This is a genomic window from Streptomyces sp. A3M-1-3 (assembly GCF_024213665.1).
Classification (GTDB): Bacteria; Actinomycetota; Actinomycetes; order Streptomycetales; family Streptomycetaceae; genus Streptomyces.
This window is the reverse complement of record NZ_JANAVP010000001.1, coordinates 348116-375057: the sequence shown is the minus strand read 5'-3', so window position 1 is coordinate 375057 and position 26942 is coordinate 348116. Positions and strand designations below refer to the sequence as shown.

Here is a 26942-nt window from a genome sequence, read left to right as displayed (position 1 = left end):
GTCTGATACCGGAGCGGCAGCAATCCGCGTCAGCCGAGGCGGGGCAGGACCTCGGCGCCCAGACGCCGTACGTTCTCCTCCGTGGCCGCGAGATCGCCGGATCCTTCGGCGAGCAGCGCGAACCGCGTGATGCCGGTACGTTCCGCTGTCGCCGCCAGCCGGTCGGCGGCCAGCCGCGGTGTGCCCACCGGATGCAGTCGGCAGAGCAGTTCCGTGTAGGCGACGGGGTCCCGCATCTGCCGGTGCCGGCCGTCGAGGGTCACATGGGCGTCAAGCCCCTGCTTCAGCCAGCCCGGCATCGCCTTGACGAGCGCCTCCGCCGCGTCGGAGGTACGGTCGGCGATCTGCGCCACCCCGGCCGAGACATGGCCCGCCGCGGCGACCTCGTCCGGTGAACGCCCGGCGGCGAGGGCCGACTTGCGCCAGAGTTCGACCATGCCGGCCTTCTCCTCGTCACCGCAGTGCATGCCCAGCAGCATCGGCAGCCCGCGCTCGGCGGCCAGCCGCACACTCGCCGGGGACGTGCAGGCGACGATCACTTCCGGCCCTCCGGGCGCCCCGCCGCCGAGCAGCTCGTCCGTACGCGGTACGACGGCCACCTCGCGGAAGGCGAATCGTTCCCCCCCAGCCGAGACACGGGGTTCGCGCAGCCAGCGCAGCAGCAGGTCGAGGGATTCCGGGAAGCCGCTCTCGTACGCCTCCAGGCCCGCGCCGAAGACCTCCAGGTCGACCCATGGCCCGCCGCGCCCCACGCCGAGCGTGAAGCGTCCGCCGGACGTGAGGTGCAGCAGTGCGGCCTGCTCGCCGACCGCCACGGGATGCGCGGTCGGCAGCACGCTCACCGCCGTACCGACCCGGATCCGCCGGGTGCGGCCGAGCAGCAGCGCCGCCAGCGTCACGGCGGACGGACATACGCCGTACGGAACGAAGTGGTGCTCGGCGAGCCATACGGAATCCAGCCCTGACTCCTCGGCCAGGTCGGCGGTCCGCACCGCGCGGTGCAGTGCCTCCCCCTGTCCCTGGCCCGGGAACTGGGCGGCCAGTACAAAAGCTCCAACGCGCATCGCCTTCTGCCTCCTTGCGGCCGACGCGGCACTCCCCCCACTGGCAATAACGTCTGACACGTGCCAAAGGCACGGCCAAATAGGGAAGTTATTGAGATTGTCGGGGAATCGTCCCTCAGGGTGCCACTGGCCCCCGTCGTCACCATGCGCGTACCCGAGGACGCTCCGCGTAGGCTGGAGTGAAACCGTCCGGACCGCCCGCCGAGTGAGGTATACGTGTCACCGCGCCGCAACCGCCCCCGAGGCGGCGAGAATCCGACCGAGCGTGACACCGGTGCCGGCGCGGGGGACCGCTACGGACTGGAGCGCACCGAGGACTGGCAGGGCGAGGAGTGGCTGGTCCGCCACGTCAGCGGGGCAAGTGCCGCCGGCAAGCGCTACCGCTGTCCCGGATGCGACCAGGAGATCCCCTCCGGGGTGCCGCATGTGGTGGCCTGGCCGCAGTACGGCGGCGGGGTGGACGACCGCCGGCACTGGCACAAGGCCTGCTGGAACGCGAAGGACCGCCGCACCACGCGGGTGCAGCGGTCCCGTAACGCGCCCAGGTACTGAGCCCGGCCGGTCTGCCGGGTCCGGACGGCCTAGACGTCCCGCTTCTCCAGCAGGGCGAACGATCCGGCCATCGCTACGACGGTGATCACGGCCAGCAGTGTGAGCTGCTTCATGCCGTTGCCTTCGTCGCCGGTCATCGGGAGGGTGAAGATCGCGGACAGTGAGTTCGGGGCGTTGTACTCCATGACCCTCTCGGCCACCGCGCGGGTGCTCTCCCAGATGAAGAGGAACGCGGGCATGATCGCCGGGACCAGCACCACCCCCAGCATCGTGGTGATCGCACCGGCCGAGTGCCGCAGCATCGAGCCGACGGCGAGGCCGAGCATGCCGAGCAGGGTCACGTACAGACTGCCGCCGAGCACGGTCCTCGCCCACTCCGAGCCCGTGGTCGCACGGGCCTCGGGTCCGCTGTGCACGGCCGCGGTGACGATGCCGACGAAGGCGATCGCGAACGCGGTGACGACGAAGGTGAGCACGAAGAAGACCATGAACTTCGCGGCCAGCACGCGCCAGCGCTGCGGCGAGGCGGTGAAGGTGGTGCGGATCATTCCGGTGCCGTACTCGGACGAAACGACCAGCACGCCGAGCGTGATGACACAGATCTGGCCGAGCAGCAGCCCGAAGAGGGCGGGCACGGTGTACGGCGTGTCCGAGAAGTCGGAGTCACTGGTCTGAAGGGCGGCCAGTAGCCCGATGCTGATCACCAGGAACAGCAGGATGCCGATCGTCCACATCGTCGAGCGGACCGACTTGATCTTCGTCCACTCCGAGGCGAGCGCATGACCCAGGTGGGCGGACGTCACCGGGATCGGCGAGGTGTAGCCCGGCCCCGCCGGGGCCTGCTGCTGGTACGGGGTCGTCATCGGGCGTCCTCGTTGTCACTCTTGGTCATGTACGGATTCTCGCCCGGCGTCGCGGGCATCGCGGGCGGCGCCATCGGCGCGGGCATCGCGAACGGCCGGCCGCCGGGCTGCGGGGGCGGCGGTGCGTACCAGCCCTGCTGCGGCATCTCGGGCGGCGGCATCATCTGCGGGGCGTACCCGGGCGGGACGGGCTGCTGGAGGCCGACCCGCGGGTCGTCGGTCGAGCGGTAGTCGACGGCGCCCTGCGTCATACGCATGTACGCCTCCTCGAGCGAGGCCTGGTGCGGGGAGAGCTCCCACAGCCGTACGTCCGCGTCGTGCGCCACGTCGCTGATCCGCGGCAGCGGCAGTCCGGTGACGCGCAGCGCCCCGTCGGGCTCGGACATGACCTGCCCGCCCGCCTCGGTGAGCGCGGCCGTCAGCTTCTCGCGCTGCTGCGGTTCGGTGTGCGGGGTCCGCACCCGCGCGAAGTCCGCGGAGTTGTGCGAGATGAAGTCCTTGACGCTCATGTCGGCGAGCAGCTGGCCGCGGCCGATCACGATCAGGTGGTCGGCCGTCAGCGCCATCTCGCTCATCAGGTGCGAGGAGACGAAGACGGTACGGCCCTCGGCGGCGAGCTGCTTCATCAGATTGCGGACCCAGAGGATGCCCTCGGGGTCGAGGCCGTTGACCGGCTCGTCGAAGAGGAGCACCTGCGGGTCGCCGAGCAGCGCCGCGGCGATGCCGAGCCGCTGGCCCATGCCGAGGGAGAAGCCCTGGGAACGCTTTCTGGCCACGTCCTGGAGGCCGACCACGCCCAGCACCTCGTCCACCCGGCGGGCCGGGATGCCGGACAGCTGCGCGAGGCAGAGCAGGTGGTTGCGGGCGTGCCGGCCGCCGTGCACGGCCTTGGCGTCCAGCAGGGCCCCGACCTGGCGGGGCGCGTTGGGAAGCTTGCGGAAGGGATGCCCGCCGATGGTGACATGGCCGGCGGTGGGCTGGTCCAGGCCCAGGATCATCCGCATGGTGGTGGACTTGCCGGAGCCGTTGGGGCCGAGGAACCCGGTGACCGACCCCGGCCGCACCTGGAAGGAAAGGTTGTACACGGCCGTCTTGGCGCCGTAGCGCTTCGTCAGGCCGACTGCCTCGATCATTCTCCGCCCCTCGCCAGGCGGGGCGGCCATCGCCCCATAAGGGTTAGGAGGATATCCGGCCGTTGACGGTTCCGTTCTCGCACCGGGTTTCGAAGATCGTAATCCTGTTGATCATTCCGAGCGGGAATCCTTTCGGCTTACGGCCGCGGGTGCGCAAAGCCCCCCGCCGCCGGAAGGGGGCAGGGGGCTTAGTCAGGGGGTGTCCGGCGGATCTTGGCCGGGGCCGCGGCGTCTGGTGCGGCCTATCCGACCCTGATCCGCCGGACACCCCCCAGGCCGCGAAGCGGGCAGGGACCCCGGTGCGCAGGAACCAGCGCACCGGATTCGGTCCCTAGCGGGTCTGCTGCGCCGGGACGCCGCGGGAGATCGGCTCGTCGTCCGCCGGGGAACCGGCCGCCGCGACCGCCGCACCGGTCAGCGTCGCGAGCATCTCGCGGACGTTGGTCAGCTGGGCGTTGATGGAGTCGCGGCGGTTGGTGAGCGCCGCCAGCTCGCGCTCGGATTCGCTGCGGATCCGGTCGGCCTTGGCGTTCGCGTCGGCCACGATGTCCTCGGCCTGGCGCTGCGCGGTCTCCACCGTCTGGCGGGCCCGGCGCTCGGCGTCCGTGCGCAGCTTCTCGGCCTCGAGACGGAGCTGCTCGGCGCGGTGCTCGATCTCGGCCAGCCGCTTCTCGGCCTTGGCCTGACGGGACGCCAGGTCGCGCTCGGACTGCTCGCGGCGCTTGGCGAGGTTCGTCTCGAAGTCCGCGGCGGCCTGGGCGGCCTTGGCGCGGGTCTCCTCGAAGAGCGCGTCCGCCTCCTCGCGCTTGGACGAGGCGTCCTTCTGCGCCTCGGTACGCAGCGTGGACGCGTCGCCCTTCGCCTTCTCGACGATCCGGACGCCCTCGTCCTCGGCCTTCGCCTTGCGCTCGGCGGCGAAGGACTCGGCGTCGTTGCGCACCTGCTGGGCGGCCGACTCGGCCAGCTCGCGGTGCTGCTCGGCGGCCCGACGGGCCTCCTCGCGCAGGTCCTTGGCCTCCTCCTCGGCGAGCCGGAGGATCTTCTCGACACGCGCGCCGAGGCCGGCGTACGACGGCTCGGCGTCGTTGACCTGGGCCTGGGCGTTCTGCGTCTCGAGGTGCAGCTCCTCGATGCGCTTTTCCAGAGAGGTGATACGGGACAGGGCGCTGTCACGGTCGGCGACGAGCTTGGTAATGCGGTCATCCACCTGACCGCGGTCGTAACCACGCCGCACGAGCTCGAAGCCGAAGGGGGAGGAAGTGTCGCTCATGGGGTTCCTGTCGAATGAGACCGGTGAGGTGATAGGGGGAATCCTAGGGGCCGGAGCGGCGTGTCATCGAGCCAATGCCCGTTTGATCTGGAGAATGACACTCCTTTTGAGTGGCGAACCGCCGGAGCGCTTGCCACTCGTAAGGCTGAATGTTTGCGGAGCACAGGAAACGGGCAATGGCTAGCCCTCGGATGTCTTGCCACTCGAACGAGTTGACCCTGCTGCCGCACCTGCCTTGACACTGTCCTTGGTGCCCCCCGCAGGCGTCTCGAATGACTCCAACGCCTCAAGTACGTCCTGGACACGGGAAATCTCCGCCTGAATGTCCTCGCGGCGGCGGACCAGCACATCGAGTTCGCGCTTCCCCTCGTCGACCGTGCGCTGCGCCTCGGCCTCCGCCTCGCGGTGCAGCCGCTCGGCCTCCCGTACCAGCTCGGCCTTCTTCTGCCCGGCCTCCTTGAGCAGCGCCTCGGCCTTCTTCACCGCGGCGATACGGACCTTGCTCGCCTCGCTGCTCGCCTCGGAGATCAGCTGTTTGGCCTTCGCCTCCGCCTCCGCCTGCTGCTCGGTGGCGGCCTTCACCAACTTGTCGACGCGCTCGCCCGCCGACTTCATCTGCTCCGCGGACTCGCGGCGGGCGCGGCCGTGCAGCTCCTCGATCTCACCCTCGATACGGGTACGCAGCTCCTCCGCCCGCTCCCGGATGGCGGTGGCGTCGCGACGGGCACCGACCAGCAGCTCGTCGGCGTCCGTCCGGGCCTTCTCCACCAGGGTGTTGCCCTCGACCGTCGCCTCGGAGGTGATCCGCACCGCCTCCTGGCGGGCCGCGCCCACCATCGTGTCTGCCTGCTCCTCCGCGGCGGTTGCCACGGCGTGCGCCGCCTGCTGGGCGTCGGAGGTGAGCTTCTCGGCCTCCGACGCGGCCTCGGTGACCAGCCGGTCGACCTGCTCGGCCGCTTCCGAGCGCCGCTTGTTCGCCTCCTGCCGGGCCTCGTCGAGCGTGCGCTCGGCCTCGGCGCGCGCCTCGGACCGCAGGCGCTCCGACTCCGCAGCCGCCTCCGCCCTGACCCGCTCGGACTCGGAACGGGTCCGGGCGGCGTGCTCCTGCGCGGAGCCCACGGTCTCGGCCGCCTCGGCGCGCAGCCGCTCCGCCTCGTTGGTGGCCTCGCCGATCGCGCGCTCGGTCGTGGCCCGGGTCTCCGCCTCCAGCCGCTCGGCCTCGGTGATGGCCTCGGCGATCAGCCGGTCGGCCTGCTCGGCGGCGTCACCGCGGAGCCGGCCGCCCTCGGCGCGGGCCTCGTCGACCGTGCCGGCGGCGTCCCGCTCGGCGTCGGCCAGGACCGCGGCGGCCGCGGCGGTGAGGCGCTCGGCCTCCGCCGTCGCCTCGTCGACCAGCCGGTCGGCCTGGCTCGCGGCTTCCGAACGGATGCGGTTGGCGTCCTCGCGGGCCTCGGCGCGGGACCGCGCGGCGTCCCGCTCGGACGCGGCCAGCGCGTCGGAGGCCTCGGTACGCATCCGCTGGGCCTGCTCCGAGGAGTCCGCGCGCAGCCGCTCGGACTCGGCGATCGCCTCCGAAACGGTGCGCTCGGCAAGGGCCTTGGCGGCGTCCGTCTCCTCCCGCGCCTCGCGCCGGACACGGCCCGCGTCCTCACTGGCGCGCTCGCGCTCGGCGTAGGCGTCGGCGCGGACCCGGTCCGCCTCCTCCTGCGCCTCGGTCTTCGTACGCTCCGCCACATGCTCGGCGGTGTTGCGCAGCCCGGCGATCTCCTGCTCGGCCTGGTCCTGGAGGCCGGCCACGGAGTCCCGTACCGCCTGCGCGGTCTGCTCGGCGGCGGCCACCAGCTCGGTCGCCCGGCTGTCCGCCTCCTCGACCAGCCGCTGCGCCTCGGTCTGCGCCTCGGCCACCCGGTTGCGCGCGGAGGCCAGCAGCTCCTCGCTCTGCTCGCGGGCCTGGCCGCGCTCCTGCTCGGCCTCCTCACGGGCCGCGTGCAGCGTCTCCTCCGCCTCGCGGCGGCGGCGCGCGGCCTCCTCCTGGGCGGCGGCCAGCGTCTCGGCGGCCTCGGTGGCCAGCCGCTCGGCGGCCGTCCGCGCCTCCGAACGCACCCGGTCGGCCGTCTCCTGGGCCTCGGTACGCAGCCGCTCCGCCTCGGCGGCCGCCTCGCTGCGCAGCCGTACCGCGACGGACTCGCCCTCGGCACGCGAGTGCGAGGCATCGGCCGCGGCCTCGTCACGCAGCCGCTCCGCCTCCGCCTCGGCCTGCGCCTGGAGGGTGCGGATGCGCTCCGCGGCCTCGGCGCGCAGCCGGTCGCTCTCCTCGGCCGCTTCGCGGCGCATCCGCTCGGCCTCGCCACGCGCCTCGCCCAGCGCCTGCTCGGCGGTCTCGACCCGCTGCTCGGCCTCGGTGTGCAGCCGGGTGAGCTCGTCGGCGGCCTCGGCCTGGCGGGCGGCCACGGCCCGCTCGGTCTCCTCGCGGCGCTCGCGGGCGGCGTCCTCCGCCTCGGCGCGGGTGCGCTCCGCCTGCTCCTCGGCCTCGGCGCGCAGCCGGTCGGCCTCGGCGCGGGTGCGCTCCAGGGTCTCCTCGGCCTGCTTGCGCAGGCTCGTGGCCCGCTCGATGGCCTCCGTACGGACGCGCTCGCTCTCGGCGGTCGCACCGCTGCGCAGTTCGTCGGCGTCGGCCTTCGCCTTGGTCAGCAGCTCCTCGGCGGTCTTCGCCGCCTCCTCGATCTGCTGGACGGCCTCCCGGCGGGCCTCGCCGCGGATCCGCTCGCCCTCGGCGACCGCCTCGGAGCGCAGCTGCTCGGCCTCGCCGCGCAGCCGGCGCGCCTCCTCCTGGAGCTCGACCGTCTTGGCCCGGTACTCCTTGGTGTCGTCCTTGGCCGCGCCCTTGAGCTCGTCGGCCTGCTCGGCCGCCTCGCCGCGCAGCCGGTCCGCCTCGGCCTCGGCCTCGCGGCGGATCCGCTCGGCCTCCTCGCCGGCCGCGCGAGTGGTCGCCCTGGCGTCCTCGGACGCCTTGGTGAGCACCTCTTCTGCGGTACGGGCGGCCTTGGCGAGCTGTGCCGCAGTGTCCTCGGCGGCGGACGTACGGGCCTTGTCGCCGGCCTCCGCGACCAGCCGCTCGGCCTGCGCGCGGGCGTCGGCGAGGGCCTGCTCGGCCTCGGCCTTGACTGCCTCGGCGTCCGTGGTGGCCTCGCCGACCAGCCGGGCGATCTCGGCCTTGGCGGTACGGGTGCGCTGCTCGTTGACCGACTCCGCCGACGTCAGCTGCTTGGCCGCGGACTCCTTGGCCTCGGCGAGTACCTTCTCGGCCGCGGCGCGGGCCTCCCGCAGTGCGCTCTCCGCCTCCTGGATCCGCTGCTCGGCGGACCGGCTCAGCTCGGCGGCCTGCCGGCGGGCCTGGTCCGACTCGCTGACCGTGGAGGTGCGCAGCTGCTCGGCGTGGTCAGTGGCCTCCTGTGCCTGCGTGGAGGCCGCGTTCAGCAGGCGCTCGGCGTCCTTGCGGGCGCGCAGCAGGACGGCTTCGGCTTCGGCGCGGGCCGCCTCGGCCTCCGAGCCGAGGCGGTGACGGGCTTCCTCGGCGAGCCGGGTGGCCTCGGCGCGGGCGGCGGCGAGGGCCTGCTCGGCCTCGGTCCGGGACTCGTCGAGGAGGCGGCGGGCCTGCGACTCGGTACGGGCCCGCAGTGTCTCGGCCCAGGCGACGTTCTCGTTGACGTGCGCCTCGACGGTCTGCCGGCGCTCGGACAGCTCCTGGTCGAGGCGCTGGCGCCGGCTGACCGCCTCTGCGTGCAGTTCGGCCTGGAGCCTGGCCTGGTGTTCGGCGTGCTCCTGAAGGATCCGCTGGGTCTGCGCCCGCACGTCGCGCAGCTCGCGCTCGGCGTCGTTGCGCAGCTGGTCGGCCTGGATCTGGGCGTTACGGAGCAGCTGCTCGGCCTGGTAGCCGATGTCCGCCGCGTCGTAGGAAGGGCGGGAGGCCAGGTTGCGACGCGCCTCGTGGAGCTTGGCGCGCAGCACTTCGACCTGGTAGCCGAGGTCCTCGGCGTGCTGGACGGCCTTCTCCCGCTCGGTCTTCAGCCGGTCCATCTCGGCCTCGAACCGCGAGAGGTGGTCGGCCTCGGCCTGGTGGCTCTCCTGGCGTTCGTAGCCCCGCACTGCGCGGTCCCATCCGTCCCCTGGTCGCAAGACTCTCCCAACGGGCTCCGTCCGCCCGCTGAACGGCGCCCCGGTGAATGGTGTCAGATCGACGCCGGGGTACGGCGCACAGTCCCCGACCCCGACTTCAGCACCAACCCCCGGCCGAGCCGACCGCCACTCTACCGGCCAGGGAATCCGGAGGTCAGTGCTCCGCGTTGGACGTGACGAGTTCGGTCAGGACGCCGTGACAGTCCTTGGGGTGCAGGAACGTGATGCGGGAGCCCATCGAACCGATGCGCGGCTCGTCATACAGAACGCGTACCCCCTTGTCGCGGATGGCCTGGGCGTCGCCGTCCACGTCCGCCGTACCGAAGGCGATGTGGTGGACGCCCTCGCCGTTCTTGGCCAGCCACTTGCCCACGGCGGAGTCGTCCCGGGTGGGCTCGAGAAGCTGCAGGTAGGAGGCGCCTCCGTCAGACGTTTCGTTGATCTTGAGCATGGCTTCGCGCACGCCCTGTTCCTCGTTGATCTCCGTGTGGAAGACCTCGAAGCCGTATGTCGCACGGTAGAACTCGACAGTCTTGTCGAGGTCGAAACAGGCGATCCCGATGTGGTCGATTCGAGTCAGCATGGGTCCAGTGCACCGCTCGCACAGGTGGTTACGCAACGTGCGCGCGATCACACCCGCCGACCGGTGACCCGAGCGCGTGCCGCTCAGTACATTGATGTAAACCCTCGTTCACTCCTCATCCCAAGGGGCCGCGCCTCATGTCTGGAACGAACAGCACCACTTCCGTGATCGTCGCCGGCGCCCGTACCCCCATGGGTCGGCTGCTCGGCTCCCTGAGGTCCTTCTCCGGCGCCGACCTCGGCGGCTTCGCGATCAAGGCCGCCCTCGACCGGGCCGGGATCGGCGGCGACCAGGTCGAGTACGTGATCATGGGCCAGGTGCTGCAGGCCGGCGCCGGCCAGATCCCCGCCCGCCAGGCGGCCGTCAAGGCCGGCATTCCGATGAACGTCCCCGCGCTGACCATCAACAAGGTGTGTCTCTCCGGGCTCGACGCCATCGCGCTCGCCGACCAGCTGATCCGCGCCGGTGAGTTCGACATCGTGGTCGCGGGCGGCCAGGAGTCCATGACCAACGCGCCCCACCTGCTGCCCAAGTCCCGCGAGGGCTACAAGTACGGCGCGATCGAGATGCTCGACGCCATGGCGTACGACGGCCTGACCGACGCCTTCGAGAACATCGCGATGGGCGAGTCCACCGAGAAGCACAACACGCGGCTGGGCATCGAGCGCGCCCCGCAGGACGAGTTCGCCGCCCAGTCCCACCAGCGCGCCGCGGCCGCGCAGAAGAACGGCCTGTTCGAGGCCGAGATCACCCCGGTCGAGATCCCGCAGCGCAAGGGCGAGCCGGTCGTCTTCGCCAAGGACGAGGGCATCCGCGCCGAGACCACTGCCGAGTCCCTCGGCAAGCTGCGCGCCGCCTTCGCCAAGGACGGCACGATCACGGCGGGTACCTCGTCGCAGATCTCCGACGGTGCGGCGGCGGTCGTGGTGATGAGCAAGGCGAAGGCCGAGGAGCTCGGGCTCGAGTGGATCGCCGAGATCGGCGCGCACGGCAATGTGGCGGGTCCCGACAACTCGCTGCAGTCCCAGCCCTCGAACGCGATCGCGCACGCGCTGAAGAAGGAGGGCCTGGAGGTCGCGGACCTCGACCTCATTGAGATCAACGAGGCGTTCGCGGCGGTCGCCGTCCAGTCAATGAAGGACCTCGGGGTGTCCCCGGAAAAGGTGAACGTCAACGGTGGCGCGATTGCCCTGGGCCACCCCATCGGCATGTCCGGCGCACGTGTGGTGCTCCACCTCGCGCTGGAGCTCAAGCGGCGCGGCGGCGGTGTCGGCGCGGCGGCGCTGTGCGGTGGCGGCGGCCAGGGTGACGCGCTGATCATCCGCGTCCCGTAGTCCGGTCACTTCGTACGTAGAGGAGCGCAGCACGCATGGCGGTGGACGTCCCCCAACTGGTCGCCCAGGCACGTGAGGGCCGGCCGCGGGCCGTGGCCCGGCTGATCTCACTGGTGGAGGGGGCGTCCCCGCAGCTGCGCGAGGTGATGGCCGAGCTGGCGCCGCTGACGGGCGGCGCGTACGTGATCGGCCTGACCGGCTCGCCGGGTGTCGGTAAGTCGACTTCGACGTCGGCGCTCGTGTCGGCGTACCGGCGGGCCGGCAAGCGGGTCGGCGTACTGGCCGTCGACCCGTCGTCCCCGTTCTCCGGCGGCGCGCTGCTGGGTGACCGCGTCCGGATGTCGGAGCACGCCTCCGACCCCGGCGTCTACATCCGCTCGATGGCGACCCGCGGCCACCTGGGCGGGCTGTCCTGGGCCGCCCCGCAGGCGATCCGCGTCCTGGACGCGGCCGGCTGCGACGTGGTGCTGGTGGAGACGGTGGGCGTCGGCCAGTCGGAGGTGGAGATCGCCTCCCAGGCCGACACCTCGGTGGTGCTGCTGGCGCCCGGCATGGGCGACGGGATCCAGGCCGCGAAGGCCGGCATCCTGGAGATCGGCGATGTGTACGTGGTCAACAAGGCCGACCGGGACGGCGCCGACGCGACGGCCCGCGAGCTCAACCACATGCTCGGTCTCGGGGAGTCCCGGGGGGCGGGCGACTGGCGGCCGCCGATCGTGAAGACGGTCGCCGCGCGGGGCGAGGGCATCGACGAGGTCGTCGAGGCGCTGGAGAAGCACCGCGCGTGGATGGAGGAGCGCGGCGTACTCGCGGAGCGCAGGGTACGGCGGGCCTCCCACGAGGTGGAAACCATCGCGGTCACGGCGCTCCGCGAACGGATCGACGACCTGCACGGCGATCGCCGCCTGGGCGCCCTGGCGGAGCGCATAGTGGCGGGTGACCTGGACCCGTACGCGGCGGCGGACGAACTGGTAGCCAGCATCACGGCGTAACACCGCTCCGGCCGGAGACGGCGCCCGGCCACCCACAGAGAACGGGCGGACTCGCGGCGCGCAGCGCGGGGCCGCCCGACGGCGTCCGGCCACCCGCGGGAAACGGTGACGCACCCGTTTCCGCCGAGCGGGCCCGCGCGCAGCGCGGGAAAGGCCTGCGGGCCTGCGGCCGCCCGACGGCGTCCGGCCACCCATGGGAAACGGTGACGCACCCGTTTCCGCTGAACGGGGCCCGCGCGCAGCGCGGGAAAGCCCCACCGGCCTGCGGCCGCCGACGGCGTCCGGCCACCCGCGGGAAACGGTGACCCACCCGCCCGCCCGCCGAACGGGCGGGCGGGTGGGAGGGGGCCCGCGCGTAGCGCGGGGAGCACCCCCACCGGCCTGCGGCCGGCAACCGCGCCCCGCCCCGCCCGCCGGGCTACGGCTTGCCGCGGCGCCCCCGCAGATGCTCCGCCACCGGGGTGAGTGACTCGCGTAGACCCGCGAGCGATTCCGGCGAGAGCAGGTCGATGAAGTGCCGCCGCACCGACGCCACATGGTGCGGCGCGACGTGCTGCATGGTCTCCATGCCCTGGTCGGTCAGGACCGCGTACAGCCCACGGCGGTCGGACTCGCAGTTCTCGCGGCGCACCAGCCCCGCGTTCTCCATGCGCGTGATCTGGTGGGAGAGGCGGCTCTTCGACTGCAGGGTCGCGGTGGCGAGGTCACTCATCCGCATCCGTCGGTCCTCGGACTCCGAGAGATTGACCAGGATTTCGTAGTCGTTGTTGGTCAGGCCAAACGGCTGGAGGTCCTTCTCGAGCTGGTGCATCAGCAGTCTGCTGACGTCCAGGTGGGTACGCCATGCGCACTGCTCGGCATCGCTCAGCCAGCGGGTGGCCGTCTCGGTCTCCATGTATGGATTCTACCTAAGAAGTTGAAAGCCGGACGAAGTTTGGAAGTGTGACGCCGGGCACCCGCACCCACCCCCGACAGCACGAACAAGGGCGCAGACGTTCGACGTCACACTCCGCAGACTACCGCTCACAGGCCGAAGCGACGCTGGAGGTCCCCCAGTTGACCGGGAAGCCGGGGGTTGGACCCGTGCTGACCTGGGGCTCCTTGTCCTCCGGGGACCCCCGGTTGGCTCGTAACCGCGCCTACCGCCTGTTCGGCCATCAGCAGCTCGGTCGACTGCAACAGCACCGTGCCGGCTCCGACGAACTCGAACTGGTGCTCCTCGCCCGACGTACCGCCGATCCCCGTCATCGCCCGCAGCCCGCCCATGACGCCCTGCATGTACCCGTGGTCGTAGTGGTGGCACGGGGAGGGGCAGTCCGCCCAGCCCACCAGCGCCTGCGGGTCCACCCGGATCGGCGGCTCCATGAAGACCACCGGGCCGTTCGACGCGGCCACGAACTTGCCCGTACCGATCAGGGTCAGGAAGCCCGGCACGATCGACTGCTTCAGCGCGAGCGTCGGCTGGTAGGCCAGCAGATTGCCGGAGCGGATGGTCAGGTTGCCGTTCTCGAGGTCGTACGAATTGACGTCGAAGGCGCGGTCCGCGAGCAGCATCTTCCCGGAGCCCTCCGCCACCACCCAGTCGCTCGCGTGCAGCGGCGAGTGGAAGCTGGTGCGCAGCAGCCGGTCGAACCGGCCGTGGCCGATGCCGTTGAAGTCGATGCGCCCGTAGTAGGCGATCATCTTGCCCTTCTGCAGGAACCACTGGCTCCCCTTGAGCTCCACGCAGAAGGTGTACGGATTGACGTTGTCGTCCGACGGCAGCGTGTGCGGATCGAACACGACAGGACCACTCACAGCTTCTCCTCCGAGGCCTGTACGTACACCGCGCCGTTGCCCGACAGCTCCAACTGGAACGCCTCGCCCGAGCCGCGCCCCACCATGTCGCGCCAGCCGAGCGCGGTGGAGAGCTTGTTGCGTACGTCGCCGTGGTGGGCGACATACGCCTGCGGGTCCACATGCACCGGGCGCTGCGGGGTGATCGGCAGTTCGATCACGCCGCCGTGTGCCATGACCGCGACCGCGCCATGGCCCTTCAGCGTCGTCGTGAACAGGCCCTGGCCGGTGACCTGGCCGCGCACCATGCCCATGACGCCGCCCTGCGAGCCCATGAACATCGTGCCCTGCTGGAGCGTGCCGTCGAAGGCGAGCAGCCGGTCGGCCTCGACGTACAGGGTGTCGCCGGCCAGGTTGATCACCTGGATGTGGTGGCCGCCGTGGCCGAACATCACCGTGCCGGCTCCCTCGACCGACATCAGCGGGGTGGCCTCGTCGGCGACCCGCCGGCCGATCATGCCCATGACGCCACCCTGGCCGCCCTGGATGTCGGGCGTGAAGCTGACGTCGCCCTTGTACGCGAGCATGGCGCCGCGCTGGCTGTACATCCTCTGGCCCGGCAGCACCTGTGCCTCGACCATCTTCGAGTTGATCTCGCGGAACGGCATCAGATGTCGCCCCCGATGGTGTTGCGCTCGCTGGGCTGTACGTACACGAGACCCTCGCCCTCGAACCGGATCTGGAAGGCCTCGCCCGAGCCCTCGCCGATGAGGGTGCGGAAGTTCACTCCGGACTGGAAGTGCTGCTGCAGATTGCCGGTGTGCGCGATGTACGCGCCCGGGTCGACCTGGAGCGGGTACTGCGCGCTGACGCGCAGCACGACGGCCGGGCCGTCCGACATGATCGCCGCCTGCCCGGTGCCCTCGACGGTCGTGGTGAACAGGCCGTTGCCCGTCGCCCCGCCGCGCAGGCCGGTGAAGGTGGTGCCGGTCCGCAGGCCGCCGTCGGTGCACAGCAGATTGCTGGACTCGACGTACAGCTTCTCGCCGTGCAGGCTGACGAGGTTGATCTCGGTTGCACGGTCGGCGAAATAGCAGGTGCCGTGCCCCTTCACCTCCATCATCACCATCTGTTCGCCGGTCAGGCGCCGGGTCACCATGCCGCGGATGCCCTCACCGCCGCCGGACATCTTCTTGAAGGCCATCTGGCCGTCGTAGGCGACCATCGAGCCGTTTTTCGCTTTGACGGCGTCGCCGGTCATGTCGACGGCCAGCACCTTGCTGCCTTGGAGTCTGAACTGAGCCACGGGGTCGAAGATATCCGCGCGAAGCGGGCGGCGAACAGGGCCCTTCGGACGAGATCACCCCTGACGGGCCCCTGATCCCACCAGTTGCCCCACAAGTCCACCCTGCGCAAATGATCGGTAAAGCCCGGTGCCACAATGGACCGAGCTTGTGCCCCCATTCACAAACAGCCATACCGAAGGTGCCCCTGTGGACATCAAGACCGCCTCTGCCGTCCGACGCCTGCGACTGGTCTCCGCCGTCGAAGCGGTGTCGTATCTGCTGCTGCTCGTCTGCTCCGTGCTCAAGCGCACGACCGAGTTCAACGCCGTTCCGGTGATGGGCGCCGTCCACGGTGTGCTCGTGTTGCTCTTCCTGGTCTTCCTGGCCGACGCCTGGAACCGCACCAAGTGGCAGGCCAAGCGCCCGCTGATCCTCTTCGTGCTCTCGCTGATCCCGTTCGGCGGCTTCTACGCGGAGAAGATGCTGCGCGAGGAGGAGCGGGAGCAGGTCGTCGCCGCGCACGCCCGCAAGGCGGCCGCGGCCGCCGCGTGACCGCCGCCGCGTGACCTTCGCCCGACCTACCCCTGAGCCCCCGGCCTCCACGCACGCAGCCGCGCCTCGCGCCCGCCAGGGCGGTCGTCCTCGCTCTGTGGATCGAGGAGATCGAGACGGTCCTGAACCGGGTGCTCTCCGCGACCCCCCTCGGCGAGTTCGCGGACCCGGCGCACCTGGTGGCCGTACCGGCGCGAGGTCAGCAGCCCCACCCGTGCAGCGCCGACAGATGGGCCGATACGGAGGAGGGGGCGAGGCGGAGCCGGTGCGTGCATAGTGGTCGCGGGCTTCGGGGTGCTGGGCACTGTGTGCGTACTGCTGGCCGAGCTGCGGAGGACCGAAGGGCGAGACGGGGCTGACCAGCATATGACCGGCCGGTAGGGTCGTGGCCGTGCCGAAGCCGCTCAGTCTTCCCTTCGATCCCATCGCCCGCGCCGATGAACTGTGGCAGCAGCGCTGGGGACCCGTGCCCTCGATGGCCGCCATCACCTCGATCATGCGGGCGCACCAGATCCTGCTGGCCGAGGTCGACGCGGTCGTCAAGCCGTACGGACTGACCTTCGCGCGGTACGAGGCGCTGGTGCTGCTCACCTTCTCCAAGGCGGGCGAGCTCCCGATGTCGAAGATCGGCGAGCGCCTGATGGTCCACCCGACGTCAGTGACGAACACCGTGGACCGTCTGGTGAGGTCGGGTCTCGTCGCCAAGCGGCCGAACCCGAACGACGGGCGCGGCACGCTCGCGTCCATCACCGACAAGGGCCGCGAGGTCGTCGAGGCGGCCACCCGCGACCTGATGGCGATGGACTTCGGGCTCGGCGCGTACGACGCGGAGGAGTGCGCGGAGATCTTCGCGATGCTGCGTCCCCTGCGGGTGGCCGCAGCCGACTTCGAAGAGAAATGACCCGGAAGCGACCCGGGCGAAGATCGCGCATATCGGGCGGTTACGCTCGTCCGCATGAAGAAGAGCGTGCTGACCCGGTACCGGGTGATGGCCCTTGTGACCGCCGTGATGCTGCTGGTGCTGTGCACCTGCATGGTGTTCAAGTACGGGTTCGACAAGGGCGAGGACATCACGTTCGTGGTCTCCCAGATCCACGGCGTGCTCTACATCATCTACCTGGTCTTCGCCTTCGACCTGGGATCCAAGGCCAAGTGGTCGTTCGGCAAGCTGCTCTGGGTGCTGGTCTCGGGAACGATTCCGACCGCCGCCTTCTTCGTGGAGCGCAAGGTCGCCCGGCAGATCGAGCCGCTGGTCACGGGCGGCGCCCCGGCCGTCGCCAAGGTGTAACAGTTCCGCCGCGAGACCTGCTCGCGGCGGCCTGCCATCGACATTTACTAGGACGTCCTAGTAAATTGGAAGCATGGACGCTGACGCCATCGAGGAAGGCCGCCGACGCTGGCAGGCCCGTTACGACAAGGCCCGCAAGCGGGACGCCGACTTCACCACGCTCTCCGGGGACCCGGTCGAGCCGGTCTACGGGCCCCGGCCCGGAGACGCCTACGAGGGGTTCGAGCGGATCGGCTGGCCCGGCGAGTACCCCTACACCCGGGGGCTCCACGCCACCGGCTACCGCGGCCGCACCTGGACCATCCGGCAGTTCGCCGGCTTCGGCAACGCCGAGCAGACCAACGAGCGCTACAAGATGATCCTGGCCAACGGCGGTGGCGGTCTCTCCGTGGCCTTCGACATGCCGACCCTCATGGGCCGGGACTCCGACGACCCGCGCTCGCTCGGCGAGGTCGGGCACTGCGGTGTCGCCATCGACTCCGCCGCCGACATGGAGGTCCTGTTCAAGGACATCCCGCTCGGGGACGTGACCACCTCGATGACCATCAGCGGCCCGGCCGTCCCGGTCTTCTGCATGTACCTGGTGGCCGCCGAGCGCCAGGGCATCGACCCCGCGGTGCTGAACGGCACGCTCCAGACCGACATCTTCAAGGAGTACATCGCGCAGAAGGAGTGGCTCTTCCAGCCCGAACCGCACCTGCGCCTCATCGGCGACCTGATGGAGCACTGTGCGCAGGGCATCCCCGCGTACAAGCCGCTCTCGGTCTCCGGGTACCACATCCGCGAGGCGGGCGCGACGGCCGCGCAGGAGCTCGCGTACACGCTGGCGGACGGCTTCGGGTATGTCGAGCTGGGGCTCTCCCGGGGCCTGGACGTCGACGTGTTCGCGTCGGGGCTGTCCTTCTTCTTCGACGCGCACCTGGACTTCTTCGAGGAGATCGCCAAGTTCCGCGCGGCGCGCAGGATCTGGGCGCGCTGGATGAAGGAGGTGTACGGCGCGCAGACCGACAAGGCGCAGTGGCTGCGCTTCCACACCCAGACGGCGGGCGTCTCGCTGACTGCGCAGCAGCCGTACAACAACGTGGTGCGTACGGCCGTGGAAGCCCTCGCGGCGGTCCTCGGCGGCACCAACTCCCTGCACACCAACGCGCTGGACGAGACCCTCGCCCTGCCGAGCGAGCAGGCCGCCGAGATCGCCCTGCGCACGCAGCAGGTGCTGATGGAGGAGACCGGCGTCGCCAACGTGGCCGACCCGCTGGGCGGTTCCTGGTTCGTCGAGCAGCTGACGGACCGGATCGAGGCGGACGCCGAGAAGATCTTCGACCAGATCAGGGAGCGCGGCCTGCGGGCGCATCCGGACGGGCAGCACCCGATCGGCCCGATCACGTCCGGGATCCTGCGCGGTATCGAGGACGGCTGGTTCACCGGCGAGATCGCCGAATCGGCCTTCCAGTACCAGCGTTCGCTGGAGAAGGGCGACAAGCGGGTCGTCGGTGTCAACGTCCACCACGGCTCGGTGACCGGCGACCTGGAGATCCTCCGCGTCAGCCACGAGGTGGAGCGCGAGCAGGTACGGGTCCTGGGCGCCCGCCGGGCGGCCCGCGACGACGCGAAGGTGAAGGCGGCGCTGGACGCGATGCTGGCCGCCGCGCGCGACGGCTCGAACATGATCGAGCCGATGCTGGACGCGGTACGGGCGGAGGCGACGCTGGGCGAGATCTGCGACGTACTGCGCGACGAATGGGGTACGTACACCGAGCCGCCCGGCTTCTGATCCCCACAGGCGCCGCCCGGCCGTTGTGGGATCATCCCCGCACGGCTTGGCGGCAAGGGGGGCTTGACGGGTGCGACGGGCTCGTTGTGACCAACGGGTGCCGGCTCTTCGAGGACCACGGCCGGCCGGTCGTCGACCATGCCCCGCCCCGCGCGGACAGGGCCCTTCGGCGCCTCCGCGCTGGACGCCGATACGTCGGCGCGTCTGTACCGGGTCGAGGTGCGGCTGCCCGGGGCGGCCTGGCGTGCGGCCCGCTTCCTGGCGCGTACGGCGGGCGGCACGCGCGGCGCAGCTGGAGATGTACGTACGGCGTGCAGACCGGCTGGACCGTGACCTCGCCTGTGGAACGCCGAAGCCGGCAAGCCCCTGAAGGTCCCCGCGGACAAGGTGCGGCTCGTCCCGGCCGAGTCGGCGTGCGAGCGGTGCGGGGAGCAGGACACCAGCAAGCAGGACACCAGCAAGCAGGACACCAGCAGGCAGGACACCAGCAAGCAGGACACCAGCAAGCAAGGCGCCCCCTGGCGGCTGACGTCAGGTCTGTGCCGCGACCGCCCGCAGGCCCGCCACCAGCAGCGTGGTGAACGTACGGGCCCAGTCGGGGTCCACCGGCTCCGCGCTCACCAGCGAGCGGTGCACCACCGCGCCCGCGATGACATCGAAGATCAGGTCCGCGCTGCGCGCCGCCGCCACGGGGTCTTCCTCGTACGGCAGTTCGCCACGGGCCTGGGCGCGTTCCCGGCCCTCCAGTACCAGTCGCTTCTGCCGGTCGACGATCGCCGAGCGGATCCGCGCCCGCAGTGCCTCGTCCCGCGTGGACTCGGCGACCACCGCCATCAGGGACGACTTCGTCTCCGGCCGTTCAAGCAGCTCGGCGAACTGCAGCACGACGCCCTCGATATCGGCTTCCAGGGTGCCCCGGTCGGGAAATTCGATCTCGTCGAAGAGGACCGCGACGGCGTCCACGACCAGCTCGTTCTTGCCGGCCCAGCGGCGGTAGAGCGTCGTCTTGGCGACGCCCGCGCGGGCGGACACGTCGCCCATCGTGAGCTTGCTCCAGCCCAGTTCGACCAGCGCCTCCCGGGTCGCACGCAGAATCGCCGCGTCGGCCTCGGCGCTGCGGGGGCGGCCGGCGCGGGCGGCGCCTGTCGTTCTGGAACACATGGCGGTGACCATACCCGCGAGTAGGGAAGATGCCGACGGGCCGGAAGTGTGGGGCAGATCACCGCACAGGGCAGGCGGAGAGCAGTTACGATACGGGTCGTAGCGTAAAGAGTGACAACCACTGGCGCCAGGGTGGGGACCCAGCGCCGAACCCGTTTCCCCTCGGGGAACACCGGGCTGCGCCTCGTTCGTTGGCCCCGCACACCGGCGGGGGACTGCGGACGGGCGTGGTTCATGTACGGACAGTTTCGCCAGGTTTTCGGGGGTCCGGGGGTCGTCCCCCGGGGTACTGCAGCGTCTGGCCGCGCGGAAGGGGGAGGATGTACGCATGCAGCCTAGGAACATGTCCATGAGCGGCGTCGTCGACCTCGCCGCGGTGAAGGCAGCCGGCGAAGCCCGGCAGAAGGCGGAGCAGGCGCGCGCCGAGGCCGCCCGGCAGGGCGGCGGCGGTGCCGTGCCCCCCGCAGGTCTGGTGATCGATGTCGACGAGGCCGGCTTCGAGCGTGACGTCCTTCAGCGGTCCACCGAGGTCCCGGTCGTCATCGACTTCTGGGCCGAGTGGTGCGAGCCGTGCAAACAGCTCGGCCCCCTGCTGGAGCGACTGGCCGTGGAGGCCAACGGCCGCTTCATCCTGGCCAAGGTCGATGTCGACGCCAACCAGATGCTGATGCAGCAGTTCGGGATCCAGGGCATCCCGGCGGTCTTCGCGGTGGTGGCCGGGCAGGCGCTGCCCCTCTTCCAGGGTGCGGCCCCCGAGCAGCAGATCCGCGAGACGCTGGCCCAGCTCATCCAGGTCGCCGAGGAGCGCTTCGGGCTGACCGGGGTCGCCGTCGACCCCGACGCCCAGGGCGCGCCCGCGGAGGCGGCCGAGCCGCCGCCCGGTCCGTACGACGCCCTGCTCGAAGCGGCCGTCCTGGCCCTGGACGCCAATGACTTCGCCGGCGCCGTCCAGGCGTACAAGAATGTCCTCGCCGACGACCCGGCGAACTCGGAGGCCAAGCTGGGCCTGGCCCAGGCCGAGCTGCTCGCCCGCGTGCAGGGTGTGGACCCGGGGCAGGTGCGCAAGGACGCGGCCGCGAATCCGGCCGACGTGCGGGCGCAGATCACGGCGGCCGACCTGGACCTGGTCGGCGGCCATGTGGAGGACGCCTTCGCGCGGCTGGTCGACACGGTCCGGCTCACCGCGGGAGAGGACCGGGAGGCCGCACGGGTGCGGCTGCTGGAGCTCTTCGAGGTGATCGGTGCCGATGATCCGAGGGTGACGGCTGCGCGCAGCGCGCTGGCGCGGGTGCTCTTCTGACGGGCTCCCCGACCCGGTCACCGACCCCTCCGCCGACCAGTCGCTAAACCTGCGACGCTGTGGAGGCTCGGCGGAGGATTTGGCGACACAGCGACATACGGCGGCCGCGCTTTACCAAATCTTGGTAATCGCGGCCGCTGTTACTCGGAGTAAATCCAGGCTCTGGTTCTGTCCGGTTTAAAGCCTCAATAAACCATTCTGCCGTGTCACTGCACGGTACCCAGCGCGACCGCCCGATACCGGGCGGTCGCGCTTCGGTTATCCGGCCGTTACTAGCGAGTAACGAACCCCCTTGTGCCCCGGCCGTGAATGGACCACGATCGGCCGAGCTCGGTCCAATTCCGCAGCCCGACACCCACTCGGGGCCGCGGTTTCCTTGGGTCCCCACCGAGCCGGCCGGTGGCAGTGGCACCGGCCGTGGACAGGGGGGTCCTTGCCATCCGGCAGGGCCTGTCCGGAGGTCGCGCGAACGCGCGGCCAGTGGTTGTCGCTCGGGGGTGATCGCCGGTGAATCGGATGCGGTTTGCGCCTCCGACGCGGGCGCTCTCCTTCCCGAGGACGTAGCACTTCTCCCATCCCAGGGCGGGTTGTGACCCGTACCGGAGATGTACGTCCGAGAAGGAGGAAACATGCAGTCCCTTATTCGTGGCGGGACCAGATGGCGCCGGTTCGCCGTCGTCATGGTGCCCAGCGTGGCCGCTACGGCCGCGATTGGCGTTGCGATGGCGCAGGGTGCGCTCGCAGCGTCGTTCAGCGTCTCCGGGCAGAGCTTCAAGGTGACGGCCGACCGGCTGGTCGGACACGACTTCGTCCAGTACGGAAGTCTCGCCGAGGGGCACGACCTCAAGGGCAACAAGACCCTGCACCCGGTGGCAGTGTCCGGCTTCGGCAAGGCCACGATCACCAACATGTGCCAGTCCGTCGTCACGCCCGACGTGCCGATCTTCGGCGCTGTCAGCCTTGAGCTGCGGGCCGGCACGGACAAGAAGCACCCGGTCGAGGCGACGAACATCTACCTCGATGTCGCGCAGCTCGACGCCGACGCCGAGTTCAAGAACATCGACATCGGCGTCGCGGCCGGCGACAAGAGCAACAAGACCGGCATCCAGCCCGGCACGAAGGCCAACCCGTACGGCTTCGCGCAGCGCGCGGACCTTGCGATCCTGACCGACGTGAAGCAGACGGCGTGGGCCACCACGGCGGGCACCTTCAAGCTCAGCAACCTGAGCATGAAGCTGCACAAGGGCGTCAAGGAGTGCTACTAAGCACTCGCCCGGGCGGGCGGGGAGCGTGCGACGCCACCCCGCCCGCCCGACCCACTCTTCTTCTTACAGCAACACCGGTTCCAGGGAGCTGTTTTCCATGAGCGCCGAGTCACCGGGGCAGAACGAGCACTACCTCCGCGTCTTTCGGCGCCACTTCCGCGCCTGGAGAGGTGCCCGGCCCTACTATGCGGGCCTGTTCACCGCGTTGAGCGGTGTGCCGATCGCCTACCTCCCCTACGCCGACCTCCAACTGGGCCATGTGACGCTGACCATGGCCACTACGGCGGGAGCGGGCTCGCTGATCATCGGCGTGCTCCTCTTCACCCTCGGAATGACGATGTGGTTCCACCAGATCGTCCGGGTGTTCGCCGGTGTCGCCACGATCCTGCTGGCGCTGGTCTCCATCCCCGTGTCCAACCTCGGCGGCTTCTTCGTCGGCCTCCTGCTCGGCCTGCTCGGCGGTGCGCTCTCCATCGCCTGGGTGCCTGGCGCCCCCGCCGCCGATCCCGTCGGACCGGTCGACGGTACGCCGGAGCAGGACCCCGGGCACGAGCCCTTCCCCGGACCGCGTCTGGAGAAGGACCCGAACACGTTTGATTCGACTGTTGACGCCAATGGCGGGAGGAACAGTGCGGGGTGACGAGACGCAACTGACCATGGCCGGAGGCGCAGAGTCCCGTGAGAGAAAGGGGCCGCGTCACGCGGCCCCGCGCAAGTCGCTGCTGACCAAGTTGCAGATACCCGCCGGCAAGGCGATGGCACTCGCCGCGATGCCCACGGCCGTGTTCGTCGGGATGGGACTCACGCCCAAGCTCGCGCTCGCCGACGACCAGCCGGAGATCCCCTTCGCGCCCGGTCCGTGCGTGACCCGCTCGGACGAGCCCCTCCCCGAGGAGTCGGCGTCCCCCTCGGAGAAGCCCACTCCGTCGGAGTCGGCGAAGCCCCCGGCCACGCCGAGCCCGTCCGAGGGGACAGGCGAGGGCGAGGAGACGCAAGAGCCCAAGCCGGCCGAGACCCCGTCGGCGGACAGTACGGCCGAGCCGAAGCCCGCGCCGCCGAAGCCGGACCCGGCTCCGTCGGAGACCGAGACCAAGAACCCCTTGGACCCACTGGGTGTCGGCGACGCGATCAAGGACATCCTCGACGGCCCGGACATGGAGCCGACGGCGACCCCGTCGCCCAGCGCCACCGAGTCCACTCCCGCGCCGAAGCCGAGCGCCAGCGCGCCCGCCGACAAGCCCGCGCCCGACGCCCCGGCCAAGGACGATCCGGCCGACAAGCCGGCCGACAACCCCGCGGACAAGCCGGCCGACGATCCGCTGGGCAAGACCAAGGACGACATCAAGGACGCGGCGGACAAGGTCGGCGCCGAAGTCGAGGAACTCGACGAGGACGCCAAGGACGAAGCGGTCGAGGACAAGGACGGCAAGGAGCCGTTCCCCTGCCCGACCGCCGACCCCGAGGCGCTCGCAGCGGCCGATCTCGAGCCGGGCATCCCGGCGCTGCCGGACGAGCCGTGGATCCTCGAAAGCTCGATGCTCACCCTGCGCGGCCTCGACTACAAGGGCATCGTCAAGGTCAGGACGGGCAGCGGCAAGATCAAGAACGTCCTGAAGTTCACCGCCAAGGAAACCGACATCAAGGACCTGCACCAGCTGGTCGTCGGCCCCAACGGCACGACCGCCCACGTCACGTCGAACCCGGGTTCCACCTCGACCCTGCGCGACGGCACGGTCACCATGTACACGGAGGAGCTGAAGGGCAACCTCTTCGGCCTCATCCCGGTCACGTTCAGCCCGCAGACCCCGCCCCCGCTGAATGTCCCGATCGCCTTCTTCACCAAGGTCAAGGTGACGCAGGCCGGCCAGTTCGGCGGCACGCTCACGGTCCCCGGCCTCTCGAACTACTACACCAAGTAGCTCGCCGCACGGACGAACCGCAGATGCGGCCGTGGCCCGCACCGATCACTCGGTGCGGGCCACAGTTGTTTTCGTCTTACGTGCCGAGGCCGTCGTCTGTGCGCTCCCAAACGCGCCCTGTTATACCGACACCCTGCTGGTATCTACTCGGAGCATGACGACACTCACCGAAGGCCCGTTACCGGCCCCTGGCCCTGACGGTGTGAATTCACTCCGGGCTCGTGCTGTGGTACGCGATCTCTACGCGCGGCCGATCATCACCGTGACGGATCTGACCGCCCCTCTCCTGGTGCTGCCTGACGATGCCGAGAAGGCGCCGCTGCCCGGCGCGGTGACGCTGGCCGAGGTAGGCGCCACCGTCCACCGCTGGGCAGCGCTGGGGATTCGCGGCGTGAAGATCTTCGCGTACGGACACGAACGTGATGCGCGTGCGTCGGGCGCAATTGCCGCAGGGAATCGGATGGTGCGCGGGATTGAGGCGGTCAAGGCTGTCGATCCCAAGATGGCGGTGACCACGGAGGTGTGTGGCTGCTCGTGGACTGACCACGGGCAGTGCGTGCTTCGCGATGCAGCAGGCGCGATCGACCTGGACGCCACGTTCCGACTCATGGAGCAGATGGCCACGCAGCACGCCGAGGCCGGGGCGGACGTCATCTCGCCCACGGCGATGCTGGACGGGTCTGTGCGGGCCGTCAGGAACGCGTTGGATGTGGCGGGGCTGCGCGACGTGGGCGTGAATCCGAACCTGGCACTGCACACGACCCTGTACGGGCCGTTCAAGCAGCTCATGGGCACCAATCCCCGTGCCGGGCACCGTCGGGGTCTCCAACTCGAACCCGGGCGCGCGGACCGGGACACCCTCGTCCAGGCCAGGCGGTGGATCGCCGAAGGTGCGGACTCCCTGACCCTCCAGCCGGTGATGACGGCAGTGGACGTCCTGGTCCGGCTCCGGGCGGACCAGCAGGTGCCCCTCGTGGCGTACTCGACTTCCGGTGAGTTGGCGTCTCTGCTGGCGCTCGGACCGGAGGGGATGACGGAGTATCACGCGATGCTCAAGCGGGCGGGTGCGGACGTAGTCCTGACCTTCGCGGCCGAGCTGGTCGCCCAGCACCTGGTGGCCGGCCGTGGATGACAACCCGTGGGTGACGCCGGCCGTGCTGGAAGCAATCCTGGCGGACGCGGGCCGGCTCCGTTTCGCGATGTCCTGTGAAGCTCGCACCGGGTCTCTCCTCGCCACGTTGGCCGCGTCGAAGCCCGGCGGCCGGATGGTCGAGCTGGGTACCGGGGTCGGTGCCGGCGCGGCGTGGCTGCTGCACGGGATGAGCGCGGAATCCAAGCTGGTGAGTGTCGAGGCCGACCTCAAGGTGCAGGCCGTTGCCGCCAAGCATTTGAGCGGAGATGCCCGGGTGTCCTTCGAGACGGCGGACGTGGATGCGTGGCTCGACGGCTACAGCGGCCCTGGCTTCTCCCTCGCGTACGTGGACTGCCGGCCGGGGAAGTTCCATCGCCTTGGGGATCTGCTCGAGCTGCTGGAGCCGGGTGGTCTGTATGTAGTCGACGACTTGTTGCCGCAGGACACATGGCCGGATGGCCACCAGGCGCGTGTGGACGCCTTTCTCGCACGAGTGCCCGCTGTCTCCAACCTGCTTGGCACGCCGCTGAGATGGGCGTCGGGTCTGATGGTGGGAGCGCGTATCTGACGCTCTATTGTGGACGGCATGTCTGCGCCTGAGCTGATCCGCATTGTTTCGAGGTCTTCGCCCATGGCCCTGGCCCAGGTGGAGCGTGTCCGCGCCGAGCTGGCCGCGCTCCATCCCGGCATCCGTACCGAGGTCGTGCCCGTCACCACTTCCGGCGACCGGTGGATGGGCGATCTGGCGAGGCTGGGCGGGAAGGGCGCGTTCACCAAGGAAGTGGATGCTGCTCTGCTGGCGGGCGAGGCCGATCTGGCGGTGCACTGCGTCAAGGACGTTCCCGCGGACCGTCCTCTCCCGGCCGGCACGACATTCGCGGCCTTCCTCAAGCGTGACGACATCCGTGACGCCCTGATCCACACCGGCGGCCTCACCCTCGACGAGCTGCCCGCGGGTACCCGCATCGGCACGTCCTCGGTCCGCAGAATCGCGCAACTCGCCGCCTCACACCCGCACCTGGAATGCGTCCCGATGCGCGGCAACGCAAACCGGCGCCTGGAGAAGCTGGAGGCGGGAGAGGCGGATGCGCTACTCCTCGCGGTATCCGGGCTGGAACGCATCGACCGAGCCGACGCCATTACCGAGATCCTGTCGGTGGAGACGATGTGCCCGCCGATCGGCGCCGGAATCCTCGCCTTGCAATGCCGCGAGGACGACACCGCCACCATCGACGCCGTGAGCGCACTTGGCGACCCCGCCGCACACCGGGAGGCCACCGCCGAGCGCATGTTCCTCCACGTTCTCCAAGGCCACTGCAACTCGCCGATCGCCGGCTACGCGCGGGCCGAAGGCAGTGGCGACCTCTCACTACGCGCCCGCGTCTTCACCTCGGACGGCAAGACGGTCCTCAACGCGCACGAGTGGGCCGGCCCGCTCGATCCGGCAACACTCGGAACCTCGGTCGCCGTCGCGCTGCTACGTCAAGGTGCTCGCGAGCTGATCGACAACATCGCGCACTGA

The 26942-nt window shown here is 70.4% G+C and carries 25 protein-coding genes; 14 read left to right on the top strand and 11 right to left on the bottom strand.

Translation table 11 applies throughout. From position 1 onward, the window contains the following. Positions 1-29 precede the first annotated feature (29 nt). Entirely contained in the window at positions 30-1064 is a 1035-nt protein-coding gene (locus NLX86_RS01750) for an LLM class flavin-dependent oxidoreductase (protein ID WP_254369729.1), read from the bottom strand. A 216-nt stretch (positions 1065-1280) separates the two neighbouring features. Between NLX86_RS01750 and NLX86_RS01745 the strand changes: the two genes are divergently transcribed. Beyond that, complete coding sequence (locus tag NLX86_RS01745) at positions 1281-1616, top strand: ATP/GTP-binding protein (RefSeq protein WP_254369728.1); 336 nt, start codon at positions 1281-1283, stop codon at positions 1614-1616. Between the two features lie 29 nt (positions 1617-1645). On the opposite strand, the gene NLX86_RS01740 is transcribed toward NLX86_RS01745, so the two are convergent. From NLX86_RS01740 to mce, 5 genes are all read right to left on the bottom strand, one after another. Next, a complete protein-coding gene (locus tag NLX86_RS01740) occupies positions 1646-2479 on the bottom strand; it encodes an ABC transporter permease (protein WP_254369727.1) in 834 nt (277 codons plus the stop codon). Beyond that, positions 2476-3612, bottom strand: a complete 1137-nt coding sequence (locus NLX86_RS01735; RefSeq protein ID WP_254369726.1) for an ABC transporter ATP-binding protein — start codon at positions 3610-3612, stop codon at positions 2476-2478. Before NLX86_RS01735 ends, NLX86_RS01740 begins: the two co-directional genes overlap by 4 nt. Positions 3613-3943: 331 nt before the next feature. Beyond that, on the bottom strand, positions 3944-4882 hold the full coding sequence (locus tag NLX86_RS01730; RefSeq protein ID WP_254369725.1) for a cellulose-binding protein: 939 nt from the start codon (positions 4880-4882) through the stop codon (positions 3944-3946). Between the two features lie 180 nt (positions 4883-5062). Continuing rightward, positions 5063-9028 carry a polarized growth protein Scy gene (scy, locus tag NLX86_RS01725; protein ID WP_254369724.1) on the bottom strand — a complete coding sequence of 1322 codons (3966 nt, stop codon included), beginning with the start codon at positions 9026-9028 and terminating at the stop codon, positions 5063-5065. A gap of 184 nt (positions 9029-9212) precedes the next feature. Beyond that, positions 9213-9641, bottom strand: a complete 429-nt coding sequence (gene mce / locus NLX86_RS01720) for a methylmalonyl-CoA epimerase (protein ID WP_254369723.1) — start codon at positions 9639-9641, stop codon at positions 9213-9215. Between the two features lie 137 nt (positions 9642-9778). Here mce and NLX86_RS01715 point away from each other — a divergent pair, with 137 nt between their 5' ends. Then, positions 9779-10975 carry an acetyl-CoA C-acetyltransferase gene (locus NLX86_RS01715; protein ID WP_254369722.1) on the top strand — a complete coding sequence of 399 codons (1197 nt, stop codon included), beginning with the start codon at positions 9779-9781 and terminating at the stop codon, positions 10973-10975. A gap of 35 nt (positions 10976-11010) precedes the next feature. Continuing rightward, positions 11011-11967 carry a methylmalonyl Co-A mutase-associated GTPase MeaB gene (gene meaB / locus NLX86_RS01710; protein ID WP_254369721.1) on the top strand — a complete coding sequence of 319 codons (957 nt, stop codon included), beginning with the start codon at positions 11011-11013 and terminating at the stop codon, positions 11965-11967. 418 nt (positions 11968-12385) lie between these two features. On the opposite strand, the gene NLX86_RS01705 is transcribed toward meaB, so the two are convergent. From NLX86_RS01705 to NLX86_RS01690, 4 genes are all read right to left on the bottom strand, one after another. Beyond that, the gene (locus tag NLX86_RS01705) at positions 12386-12862 is read right to left on the bottom strand and encodes a MarR family winged helix-turn-helix transcriptional regulator (protein WP_254369720.1); all 477 of its coding nucleotides are present in this window, start codon (positions 12860-12862) and stop codon (positions 12386-12388) included. A 128-nt stretch (positions 12863-12990) separates the two neighbouring features. After that, the gene (locus NLX86_RS01700) at positions 12991-13764 is read right to left on the bottom strand and encodes an AIM24 family protein (RefSeq protein ID WP_254369719.1); all 774 of its coding nucleotides are present in this window, start codon (positions 13762-13764) and stop codon (positions 12991-12993) included. Continuing rightward, positions 13761-14411 (bottom strand): AIM24 family protein, encoded by a 651-nt coding sequence (locus NLX86_RS01695; RefSeq protein WP_254369718.1) that lies wholly within the window; start codon positions 14409-14411, stop codon positions 13761-13763. The genes NLX86_RS01700 and NLX86_RS01695 overlap by 4 nt, the downstream gene beginning before the upstream one ends. After that, complete coding sequence (locus NLX86_RS01690; protein WP_254369789.1) at positions 14411-15004, bottom strand: AIM24 family protein; 594 nt, start codon at positions 15002-15004, stop codon at positions 14411-14413. Before NLX86_RS01690 ends, NLX86_RS01695 begins: the two co-directional genes overlap by 1 nt. A gap of 232 nt (positions 15005-15236) precedes the next feature. Between NLX86_RS01690 and NLX86_RS01685 the strand changes: the two genes are divergently transcribed. The 4 genes from NLX86_RS01685 (at position 15237) to NLX86_RS01665 (ending at position 18643) form a co-directional block, all read left to right on the top strand. Continuing rightward, complete coding sequence (locus NLX86_RS01685; protein ID WP_254369717.1) at positions 15237-15581, top strand: DUF3817 domain-containing protein; 345 nt, start codon at positions 15237-15239, stop codon at positions 15579-15581. A gap of 391 nt (positions 15582-15972) precedes the next feature. Continuing rightward, on the top strand, positions 15973-16482 hold the full coding sequence (locus tag NLX86_RS01675) for a MarR family transcriptional regulator (RefSeq protein WP_254369716.1): 510 nt from the start codon (positions 15973-15975) through the stop codon (positions 16480-16482). Positions 16483-16536: 54 nt separating this feature from the next. Beyond that, a complete protein-coding gene (locus NLX86_RS01670; protein WP_254369715.1) occupies positions 16537-16869 on the top strand; it encodes a DUF3817 domain-containing protein in 333 nt (110 codons plus the stop codon). 73 nt (positions 16870-16942) lie between these two features. Beyond that, the gene (locus NLX86_RS01665) at positions 16943-18643 is read left to right on the top strand and encodes a methylmalonyl-CoA mutase (protein ID WP_254369714.1); all 1701 of its coding nucleotides are present in this window, start codon (positions 16943-16945) and stop codon (positions 18641-18643) included. A 531-nt stretch (positions 18644-19174) separates the two neighbouring features. On the opposite strand, the gene NLX86_RS01660 is transcribed toward NLX86_RS01665, so the two are convergent. Next, complete coding sequence (locus tag NLX86_RS01660) at positions 19175-19804, bottom strand: TetR/AcrR family transcriptional regulator (RefSeq protein WP_254369713.1); 630 nt, start codon at positions 19802-19804, stop codon at positions 19175-19177. A gap of 328 nt (positions 19805-20132) precedes the next feature. Between NLX86_RS01660 and NLX86_RS01655 the strand changes: the two genes are divergently transcribed. The 7 genes from NLX86_RS01655 (at position 20133) to hemC (ending at position 26942) form a co-directional block, all read left to right on the top strand. Further along, positions 20133-21104: a tetratricopeptide repeat protein gene (locus NLX86_RS01655; RefSeq protein WP_254369712.1), complete on the top strand. Its 972-nt coding sequence runs from the start codon at positions 20133-20135 to the stop codon at positions 21102-21104. Between the two features lie 629 nt (positions 21105-21733). Next, positions 21734-22369 carry a DUF6230 family protein gene (locus NLX86_RS01650; protein WP_254369711.1) on the top strand — a complete coding sequence of 212 codons (636 nt, stop codon included), beginning with the start codon at positions 21734-21736 and terminating at the stop codon, positions 22367-22369. 97 nt (positions 22370-22466) lie between these two features. After that, on the top strand, positions 22467-23009 hold the full coding sequence (locus NLX86_RS01645; RefSeq protein WP_254369710.1) for a DUF6114 domain-containing protein: 543 nt from the start codon (positions 22467-22469) through the stop codon (positions 23007-23009). After that, entirely contained in the window at positions 22999-24288 is a 1290-nt protein-coding gene (locus tag NLX86_RS01640; RefSeq protein WP_374213813.1) for a hypothetical protein, read from the top strand. Before NLX86_RS01645 ends, NLX86_RS01640 begins: the two co-directional genes overlap by 11 nt. Before the next feature lie 154 nt (positions 24289-24442). After that, a complete protein-coding gene (locus NLX86_RS01635) occupies positions 24443-25420 on the top strand; it encodes a hypothetical protein (protein WP_302060844.1) in 978 nt (325 codons plus the stop codon). Next, positions 25413-25988 carry a class I SAM-dependent methyltransferase gene (locus tag NLX86_RS01630; protein ID WP_254369707.1) on the top strand — a complete coding sequence of 192 codons (576 nt, stop codon included), beginning with the start codon at positions 25413-25415 and terminating at the stop codon, positions 25986-25988. The genes NLX86_RS01635 and NLX86_RS01630 overlap by 8 nt, the downstream gene beginning before the upstream one ends. 18 nt (positions 25989-26006) lie before the next feature. Then, a complete protein-coding gene (hemC, locus tag NLX86_RS01625; RefSeq protein WP_254369706.1) occupies positions 26007-26942 on the top strand; it encodes a hydroxymethylbilane synthase in 936 nt (311 codons plus the stop codon).